Source organism: Oleiphilus sp. HI0061 (assembly GCF_001635675.1).
This window is the reverse complement of sequence record NZ_LWFE01001034.1, coordinates 1-8825: the sequence shown is the minus strand read 5'-3', so window position 1 is coordinate 8825 and position 8825 is coordinate 1. Positions and strand designations below refer to the sequence as shown.

The 8825-nt window shown below is 44.9% G+C and carries 10 protein-coding genes; 5 read left to right on the top strand and 5 right to left on the bottom strand.

All coding sequences use genetic code 11. From position 1 onward, the window contains the following. The 4 genes from A3735_RS13140 to trpC all read left to right on the top strand — a co-directional run. A partial coding sequence (locus tag A3735_RS13140; RefSeq protein WP_197485889.1) for an anthranilate synthase component I family protein occupies positions 1-771 on the top strand: 771 nt, incomplete at its 5' end. Between the two features lie 11 nt (positions 772-782). Further along, positions 783-1361, top strand: a complete 579-nt coding sequence (locus tag A3735_RS13135; protein WP_068514458.1) for an aminodeoxychorismate/anthranilate synthase component II — start codon at positions 783-785, stop codon at positions 1359-1361. A 35-nt stretch (positions 1362-1396) separates the two neighbouring features. Further along, the gene (trpD, locus tag A3735_RS13130; RefSeq protein WP_068514460.1) at positions 1397-2431 is read left to right on the top strand and encodes an anthranilate phosphoribosyltransferase; all 1035 of its coding nucleotides are present in this window, start codon (positions 1397-1399) and stop codon (positions 2429-2431) included. 20 nt (positions 2432-2451) lie between these two features. Next, positions 2452-3282, top strand: a complete 831-nt coding sequence (gene trpC, locus A3735_RS13125; RefSeq protein WP_068514462.1) for an indole-3-glycerol phosphate synthase TrpC — start codon at positions 2452-2454, stop codon at positions 3280-3282. A 4-nt stretch (positions 3283-3286) separates the two neighbouring features. Here the strand turns inward: trpC and A3735_RS13120 are convergent, their stop codons facing one another. The 3 genes from A3735_RS13120 to A3735_RS13110 all read right to left on the bottom strand — a co-directional run bounded on the left by A3735_RS13120 (position 3287) and on the right by A3735_RS13110 (position 5422). Then, positions 3287-3679, bottom strand: coding sequence for a hypothetical protein (locus tag A3735_RS13120; protein WP_082885884.1), 393 nt, complete (start codon positions 3677-3679; stop codon positions 3287-3289). A 97-nt stretch (positions 3680-3776) separates the two neighbouring features. Continuing rightward, positions 3777-4139 (bottom strand): histidine triad nucleotide-binding protein, encoded by a 363-nt coding sequence (locus A3735_RS13115; protein ID WP_068514465.1) that lies wholly within the window; start codon positions 4137-4139, stop codon positions 3777-3779. 23 nt (positions 4140-4162) lie between these two features. Further along, positions 4163-5422: an FAD-dependent monooxygenase gene (locus tag A3735_RS13110; RefSeq protein WP_068513876.1), complete on the bottom strand. Its 1260-nt coding sequence runs from the start codon at positions 5420-5422 to the stop codon at positions 4163-4165. Positions 5423-5530: 108 nt separating this feature from the next. Between A3735_RS13110 and A3735_RS13105 the strand changes: the two genes are divergently transcribed. After that, complete coding sequence (locus A3735_RS13105; RefSeq protein ID WP_068514468.1) at positions 5531-6946, top strand: Do family serine endopeptidase; 1416 nt, start codon at positions 5531-5533, stop codon at positions 6944-6946. A 92-nt stretch (positions 6947-7038) separates the two neighbouring features. Here A3735_RS13105 and A3735_RS13100 read toward each other — a convergent pair whose 3' ends face one another. Together A3735_RS13100 and A3735_RS13095 are read right to left on the bottom strand one after the other, a co-directional pair. Continuing rightward, entirely contained in the window at positions 7039-7551 is a 513-nt protein-coding gene (locus A3735_RS13100) for an aminoacyl-tRNA deacylase (protein ID WP_068509127.1), read from the bottom strand. A gap of 385 nt (positions 7552-7936) precedes the next feature. Next, the gene (locus A3735_RS13095; RefSeq protein ID WP_068514472.1) at positions 7937-8773 is read right to left on the bottom strand and encodes a mechanosensitive ion channel family protein; all 837 of its coding nucleotides are present in this window, start codon (positions 8771-8773) and stop codon (positions 7937-7939) included. Positions 8774-8825: the final 52 nt, after the last annotated feature.

The window sequence follows — 8825 nt, the reverse complement described above, 5'->3', positions numbered from 1 at the left end:
CTCTCTGGTGACGTGATGCAAACGGTGATTTCACAGCGCATGTCGATTCCGTTTACTGCTGAGCCTTTGAATCTGTATCGCTCCTTACGCTGTTTGAATCCTTCTCCCTATATGTACTTTTTGAACTTGGGCGAGTTTCATATTGTCGGCTCATCACCTGAAATACTTGCGCGCGTAGAAGAGGGTGAAGTTACTGTTCGGCCGATTGCTGGTACTCGCAAGCGCGGCATGAATGAAGAAGAAGACTTAGCCTTAGAGAAAGACCTACTCGCAGATCCTAAAGAATGCGCCGAGCATTTGATGCTAATCGATTTAGGACGAAATGATGCTGGCCGCGTTAGTGAAATTGGCAGTGTAGAGCTCACCGATAAAATGGTGATAGAGCGCTACTCTCATGTTATGCACATTGTCTCGAACGTGACCGGCAAGCTAAAACCCGATACCAGTCCGATTGATGTATTACGCGCGACTTTCCCTGCCGGTACTCTAAGTGGTGCCCCGAAAATTCGTGCGATGGAAATCATCGATGAGCTTGAGCCGGTTAAGCGGGGCGTTTATGGCGGCGCTGTTGGTTACCTCTCATGGAATGGCAATATGGACACGGCGATTGCCATTCGCACCGCGGTCATAAAAGACCAGGTATTGCATATTCAAGCCGGTGCGGGAGTCGTTGCAGACTCGGTACCGCAAAGTGAGTGGGATGAAACCATGAATAAAGGGCGCGCTGTATTCAGAGCGGTGGCAATGGCAACTCAAGGCTTAGACGGGTAAGGAGAAAAACAATGCTATTAATGATTGATAACTACGACTCGTTTACCTACAACGTTGTTCAGTACTTGGGCGAACTCGGTGCCGATGTTCATGTTTACCGTAACGATGAAATTACCATCGAAGAAATTGAAGCGCTAAAACCTAGTAAAATTGTGATTTCACCTGGCCCCTGTACGCCAAACGAAGCCGGTGTATCACTGGCTGCCATTGAGCACTTTAAAGGCAAGCTTCCAATTCTTGGTATTTGTTTGGGTCACCAAAGTATTGGCCAGGCTTTTGGCGGAAATATCATTCGTGCCGGGCAGGTGATGCACGGTAAGACTTCAGCCATGCATCATAACGATAGGGGCGTATTTAAGGGATTGACTAACCCTTTCACCGCAACCCGTTACCACTCACTGGTTATTTGTAAAGATACGCTACCTGATTGCCTGGAAATCACGGCATGGACTGAAAACGATGACGGTAGTGTCGAAGAGATCATGGGTGTTCGCCACAAGGAACTTGATATTGAAGGGGTTCAATTCCACCCTGAGTCAATTCTAAGTGAACACGGTCATGACTTACTTAAGAATTTCTTAGACCGATAAGATAAAACGATAAGCGAATAAAAATAGGTATACGCATGGATATTACTCAAGCTCTGGCAAAAGTCGTTGAAAACACCGACCTAGCAACCGATGAAATGCAGTCTGTCATGCAACAGATTATGACAGGCCAAGCGACAGAAGCTCAAATTGGCGGTTTCCTAGTTGCTTTGCGCATGAAAGGCGAAAGCATTGATGAAATTACCGGCGCTGCTCAGGTGATGCGAGAGCTCTCTACTAAAGTAGATATCAGCGGCGAACACTTGGTAGATACCTGTGGCACCGGCGGCGATGGTGCTAACTTGTTTAACGTCTCGACAGCCAGTGCATTTGTGGTAGCTGCAGCGGGTGGCAAGGTAGCAAAGCATGGTAACCGTAGCGTTTCTAGCAGCACTGGCAGTGCTGATGTACTCGAAGCTGCAGGCATTAATTTGTCTTTAAGCCCCGAGCAAGTACAGCGTTGTATTGAGGAAATTGGTGTTGGTTTTATGTTTGCACCAGCTCACCATAGCGCTATGAAGCATGCTATTGGCCCCCGGAAGCAGATGGCTATTCGTACCATCTTCAATATGCTTGGCCCCATGACTAACCCTGCTAACGTTGGTAAGCAAGTGATCGGCGTATTCAATAGTGCTTTGTGTAAGCCTATGGCTGAAGTATTAAAACGTCTGGGTAGCGAGCATGTACTCATCGTCCACGCGAGTGACGGCCTCGATGAGATCACTATTTCCGGCGACAGCCATGTCGCTGAACTCAAGGATGGCGTAGTCAGTGAATACACCATCAAACCAGAAGACTTTGACCTGGCGCGAGCTTCACTTGATGGCTTGGGTGTCGATAGTGCAGAACAAAGCCTAAACTTGATAAAAGCAGCTTTAGGAAAGGAACAAAGCGAGGCTGCGCAAAAAGCACGCTCAATTATTACTTTAAATGCCGGTGCAGCGATCTATGCTTCTGACCTGGCTAGTAGTTTGGCTGAAGGCGTTGAGCTGGCATCCGATTCCATTGGTTCTGGCGTAGCTTTAGCTAAATTAAATGACTTGGCGAGCTTTACGCGCGTATTTGCAGAATAACTTTATATACCGGATTCATTATGTCAGACGTTTCTTTTGGCCCAGATTCAGCCAGCGATAAAACTCCAACCATTCTGCGAAAGATTGTCGCACGCAAGTGGCAGGAAATTGAGGAAAGACAAAGCACGCTAAAGCTAGCCGACTGCAAGGCACAAGCCTTCGATCGGGATGAGACCCGCGGCTTTGTGCGGGCGATAGAATCCAAGAACGCGAACAATTTGCCTGCCATTATTGCCGAGATCAAGAAGGCATCACCAAGCAAAGGAATTATTCGAGAGGACTTTGTACCTGCCGCCATTGCCGAAAGTTATGAGAAGGCCGGTGCAGCCTGTTTATCGGTACTTACTGACCGTGATTTTTTCCAAGGCCATGAGGACTATTTGCAACAAGCACGTGCTGCGAGCGCCTTGCCGATTATCCGTAAGGATTTTATGGTCGCGCCTTATCAGATCTACGAAAGCCGCGTTGTGAATGCTGATTGCGTGCTACTGATTGCCGCTTGCCTAACAAAAGATCAAATGCAGGAGTTAAGTGGCATCGCCCATGAAATCGGCCTGGATGTTTTGGTCGAAGTTCATAATGAAGCAGAGCTTAAAGATGCCTTAACGCTGGAAACTCGCTTAATCGGCATTAATAATCGGGACCTTCACTCTTTCGAAGTATCACTCGACAACACCTTTAACTTATTGAAGCAGATTCCCGAAGATAGGATTGTGGTCACAGAAAGCGGCATACATGCTCGAGAAGACGTGATCGCTATGCAAGAACGTGATGTGAACGCCTTCTTAGTCGGTGAAGCATTTATGCGGGCGGCAGACCCGGGTAAGGAGTTAGAGCGTTTGTTTTTTTAGGTATTTATAGGCAGTCATACTGTGACTGCCTATCAAATGATACTGAAACCATATCATAGCCATGACGAGATAGGTCTTTTATTAACTGCCTATCTGCCAAGACAGTATTACAAATCTGGTGAATACTGCCTTGAAGATCATTACTGGCAAGTCGCAAATCAAAATCCATCACTAAGTAGCGCATGCTGCCATACTCATCAGCATGCACCTGATTAACACTTTCATAGTTGATAAAGCGATACGAGCTATCGGCATTGAAGTGTGATTCCAGACGAGAAGAAAGTTCATCAGCTTCAGCAACTGCCGCCAATGAAAACATCATGGCAAATAATACCAAGCCTTGTAGTATTGACTGTAGGCTCTTATTAGACTTTCTTTCTTCCAGGTTCCAGATCATATTTCACCACGCTCTTCGTTTAGGTAGCTCTAGTTTAACGAAGAGGGTGCTTAAATATTAGTCTGTCAGCAATGGTTTTACCCTTGTTTACACTTGCTCAGACTTTAAGCTTCTCGGTGAAAGGAGGCCAACCCAAAGGTTTACCAGCGATTAAATGCAGGTGTACGTGGTAGACGCTTTGTCCACCATATTCATTGCAATTCATCACAACACGGTAACCATCTTCTGCGAAGCCCATATCGGCGGCAATATTCTTGGCAACAAAGAACAAATGTCCAAATGTTTCCTTATCACCTTCATCCATATCGTTAATCGTCGCGATTGGTTTTTTAGGGATGATAAGCAAGTGTACGGGAGCGGTTGGCTGAATATCCTTGAATGCCAGGCAGATGTCATCTTCATAGACGATATCTGCAGGAATCTGACGATCAATAATTTTGGTAAATAGCGTTTCTGTCATTGTTTTTTCCTCGTTTGCTTCCTTTAGGCTTGAGCAAGTTTAGGCAAGTTACCTATTGCGCCCACCGCATACTGCATCACTTTATTTTTCGCAGGCCCGGAATTATTTGCTAGACCCAGGCCTATATTTCTTACCACCCTTAGCGGCAGCAACTCATTACTAAAGCCATGATAGAACATATCCATAATGCTCATCATTTTCTGGTTCTCTGGTCGTCTACTTTTTTGATAACGCTGCAGGACTTCAAGGCTAGCAATATCTTCGCCCGCTAAGTGTGCTTGCCCCAGAATTTCGATTAGCATCGCAGCATCCATAAAGCCCAGATTAACGCCCTGCCCGGCTAAAGGATTGATAGTATGTGCTGCATCCCCCGCCAATGCCACACCCTGGCGGACATAGTTAATGGCATGGGACTTAAATAAAGGGAAGCTAGCGTGCTCTACAATGCGTGTAATGGTAGGAAGCTCTGAAGGATAAGCAGCTTTGATCGTCGCTAACAGCTCCTCGTTACCCATCTGCGATAATTTGCCGACACTTTCAGGCAAGTCGTACCAGACGAGTGAGCCAAAGTGTTCCTTACCACTATCGGCCAAGGGCAAAAATGCCAAGGGTCCATGAGAGGTGAATGACTGCCAGGTAATATCTTCCTGACTGCCTTCATACGCAGCAGTGCAGACAAAAGCATGCTGCGCATATTTGTCTTTATATTGACCGAGGCTGGCTTGTTCTCGCACACGTGACTGTGCGCCATCGGCACCAATCACTACGCGCCCGCTAATGTCTCCTGCTTTTGATAGTGTCAGGGTTTTCAGCTCACCATCCAATTCCATCTCTTCAATTTTGTCTGGACAATAGACGCTAACATTTTCCAGGCCGTTCATTGCTTCATGCAAAGCGAGATGAACAATATCATTCTCAATAATATTGCCAAGATGACTCTGGCCAATCTGACTGCAATCAAACTCGGTTCTTGCCCATGTCGAGATGTCAGGCAATAAGGCAGATAGCCCCTTTTTAGCAGGCATCTCATTTACTGCTAAACGTCGATAAGGACATAAGCGTTTGCCTTCGATATATTGCCATGCACCCAGGTTTTTTAATATCTGTTCACTCGCATAGCTGATCGCCGATACCCGAATGTGAGGTGCTTCGCCTTCTACGTACGCAGGGGGTAATAGCGGGTCAATGACCGCAACTTTAAAGTTCGATCGAGCCAATCCACAGGCAATGGCAGCGCCGACCATACCGGCACCGACAATCACTACATCATATTGCTTGCTCATGCTTTTCCTCTCAGCAAATCTTTTGCAGTATTATGCAAGAACTTCCCAACAATCACACCTTTGAGCTTATAATATCGCCTGTAATACCCAGTGAAGGACAATAAAAAGATGCGTCTTAATCAATTATCAAATAATGTGTTTTTTAACTTCAAGCAATACGGTTTGACTTTGTTCATCTTGCTCAGCTTAAGTTTCTCTTTTTCACTTCAAGCCGCTGGCTTTCCGCAACGTCTGATAGAAGGAAATTCACAACCCTCTCTCGCGCCGATCATTAAGGAGTCAGCGCCAGCCGTGGTTAATATTGCGACCTATACCATTCAGCGTAAATATAACCCTTTACTACAGTCACCATTTTTTCGACATTTCTTCTCTTTTCCTGATGAAATTGAAGAGTCACGCCAAGTTCAAAGTGCTGGCTCCGGTGTAATAGTTGATGCAAAAGAAGGCTATATTCTTACCAATCATCATGTCATTGCTGACTCTAACGATATCGAAGTAAAACTTCAGGACGGGCGTCAATTCAAAGCCACCTTAGTAGGTTCCGACAAGAAGGTTGATATCGCTTTGCTGAAGATCGATGCAGAAAAGTTGTCATCTTTGAAAATCGCCGACTCTAACTCCCTAGCCGTTGGCGACTTTGTAATTGCCATTGGTAACCCCTTTGGTATTGGGCAAACGGTGACTACTGGAATTGTCAGCGCACTTGGGCGGAATGGTCTTGGCATCCAGGGGTACGAAGATTTTATTCAAACCGATGCCTCCATTAACCCCGGCAATTCAGGCGGCGCATTAATTGACCTCAATGGCAACTTAGTTGGCATCAACTCCGCCATTATCGCTCCAGCCGGAGGAAACGTTGGCATTGGCTTTGCCATTCCAACTGAAGTCAGCCAATCAGTTATGTCACAACTTATCCAGTTTGGTGAAGTAAAACGCGGCGGTATCGGTGCCCGTTTCCAAGACTTAAGCCCTGAGTTAGCTGAAGCCTTCTCGTTCGGAACACATCAGCTTAATACCTATCAGGGGGCTATTGTCAGTAGTATCGAGGATGGCAGCGCAGCAGATGATGCAGGTCTAAAGCAGGGCGACATTATTACTAAGGCAAATGGTCGGGCCATCAGGAATGCCAATGATATCCAAAACAGAATTGGACTTTCTGCAATTGGCAGAACCCTTGATCTTGAGATTATTCGCAATGGCAATAACAAAGCGCTCGAAATTGAGATCGAAGCCATACCTGTCCCGGAAATAGCTGGTGACAAAGTCTCTTCTTATTTGAGCGGAAGCCTGTTAATGGATCTCATTCCAAGTGATCAAGAAGAAGCTATTGGCATTCAGGTTAAAGAACTGAGCAATAATTCGATCGCTAAACGAGTAGGCTTTGAGCAAGGGGATATAATCTTCGCGGTCAACCGAAGCAGGATTAGAAATATTGCAGAGCTTAAGTCTTATTTGAGGCAGCGAAATGTGCAGGCATTTCGCATCCGACGAGGATACGAAGACCTGATTCTCTATGTTCGCTAGCAATTAAAAGAATAAATCCCCGAGCCGCAGTTCAGGCCGCCTGCTGTAAGGCCCGGAGATTGTAAACGGTAAACAATAGAAGGCTAGGTTTTCTACCCGGCCTTCTTCTTTAACAACCAGCTTGGCTTCTTCATACCAATCTTTGCGAAGCCCTCATTTAGCGTCATCGGATACGCTAGTTCCATATAATCAGAGAGCTTCATTTTAATCACTTCGTGGTGATTTCCTGCTCTAAAGGCAATATCACCGGTTTCATCGAACCCTTCATACATATAGATGGGGACATCATATAAATTGCCGAATGGTGGCATAGCACCCACTTCGCATGATGGGAAACGGTCTTTAAATTCATCTTCTGTTGCCAGGGCGACCAGCTCGGTTCCCATGGCTCTCATAAATTGATCCCAGCGTATTCGACATGATGCGGGTAGCACCACCATCGACATACAACCGTCCAAATTGACCATAACGGTTTTCGCCATTTGGTCACCTTTAAGTTTAATACGTTCAGCGATCTCTTTTGCGGTATATGCTACCGAATGTTCTATTGATACGTATTGAACGTCATTCGAATCTAGATATTGCTTTAGCTGTTCAACTGGCATTTCCAGTACCTCTATAACTGCCTAACACTCGTTATTTTTGTCTTTAGTAGATCGAGACAATCGTCATTATTGCTTTGTCTCAGTCACTTCGTATTTCTGAAGCGCTATGCACAGGCAGATAGAGACCAGCAAAATTCGTTGATACTAAATTCTTTATTAACTTCATCTTAGTCACGAACAAAGATAAGTTGAAGTAACAAAAAGTATCTTTTTATTAGCGTCGTTTATAGATGCGTTTTTTTCCAGTTTTTCAGAGGTATTATCACACTTGTTTTCATTCTTACGCAGGTTAGAAAAAACGTTTATAAATAAAAAAGGCGCTCGAAAGAGCGCCTTTTTTCAGCAAAATAAATAACGCCTTAGATGACCGGCGCCAATATGTAGGTTATTGAACTGTATGCATATGTACGTCTTGCTGAGGGAACGGAATACTAATTCCTTGCTCATCAAACGCTTTCTTAACTGCTTCGAACATTGTGAAGTGAACTGCCCAGTAGTCCGCCGTCTTAGTCCAAACCCTAACGGTAAAGTTGACGGAACTATCCGCTAATTCAGAGATCGCAATCAAATGCTCAGGATCTTTTAATACACGAGAATCTGAAGTGATCAAGCCTTCAATAATCGCTTTCGCTTTATCAATATCATCGCTATAACCAATACCAAAAACGAAATCAACACGGCGAGTATCCAGCTGGTTGATATTAACCATACTGCTATTTGATAGGGCACCGTTTGGAATAATAACGACACGATTATCTGCCGTTGTTAGAATTGTGTTAAAGATCTGAATTTCCTTAACGACACCAATATGGCCTTGAGCATCAATTAAGTCGCCTACTTTGAAAGGCTTGAATAGCAAGATCAAAACACCGCCAGCGAAGTTTGACAAACTGCCCTGCAATGCCAAACCGACGGCCAAGCCAGCAGCACCGAGTACTGCAACGAAAGAAGTAGTTTCAATACCAACCATTGATGCAACAGCAATCAATAGCATCATCTTGAAGATGACTGACGCCAGGCTACTGACAAACGAACCAAGCGTTGGATCCGCTTTAGACGTAAAATGCTTTTCAACCTTGCTAACAATTCGATTTATCACCCAAAGACCAATTATCAAGGTAACAATTGCCAGAACAACTTTTGGCCCGTAAAGAATTGCAGCTTCTACAGCTATATCAGCATAGCCTTCTAGCTTATCTGTAGTTTCAGTTATATTTTCCATAGTCTTCCTTTTTTACCCTAGTTTAAAAGTAACTTTATTGTATTATCTATGA

What these genes read in the sequence shown, in the direction of transcription:
- trpD (WP_068514460.1), top strand. Translation starts at nt 1,397, where the DNA reads ATGGATATTACTCAAGCTCTGGCAAAAGTCGTTGAAAACACCGACCTA.
- A3735_RS13135 (WP_068514458.1), top strand. Translation starts at nt 783, where the DNA reads ATGCTATTAATGATTGATAACTACGACTCGTTTACCTACAACGTTGTT.
- A3735_RS13105 (WP_068514468.1), top strand. Translation starts at nt 5,531, where the DNA reads ATGCGTCTTAATCAATTATCAAATAATGTGTTTTTTAACTTCAAGCAA.
- trpC (WP_068514462.1), top strand. Translation starts at nt 2,452, where the DNA reads ATGTCAGACGTTTCTTTTGGCCCAGATTCAGCCAGCGATAAAACTCCA.
- A3735_RS13115 (WP_068514465.1), bottom strand. Translation starts at nt 4,139, where the DNA reads ATGACAGAAACGCTATTTACCAAAATTATTGATCGTCAGATTCCTGCA.
- A3735_RS13100 (WP_068509127.1), bottom strand. Translation starts at nt 7,551, where the DNA reads ATGCCAGTTGAACAGCTAAAGCAATATCTAGATTCGAATGACGTTCAA.
- A3735_RS13110 (WP_068513876.1), bottom strand. Translation starts at nt 5,422, where the DNA reads ATGAGCAAGCAATATGATGTAGTGATTGTCGGTGCCGGTATGGTCGGC.
- A3735_RS13095 (WP_068514472.1), bottom strand. Translation starts at nt 8,773, where the DNA reads ATGGAAAATATAACTGAAACTACAGATAAGCTAGAAGGCTATGCTGAT.
- A3735_RS13120 (WP_082885884.1), bottom strand. Translation starts at nt 3,679, where the DNA reads ATGATCTGGAACCTGGAAGAAAGAAAGTCTAATAAGAGCCTACAGTCA.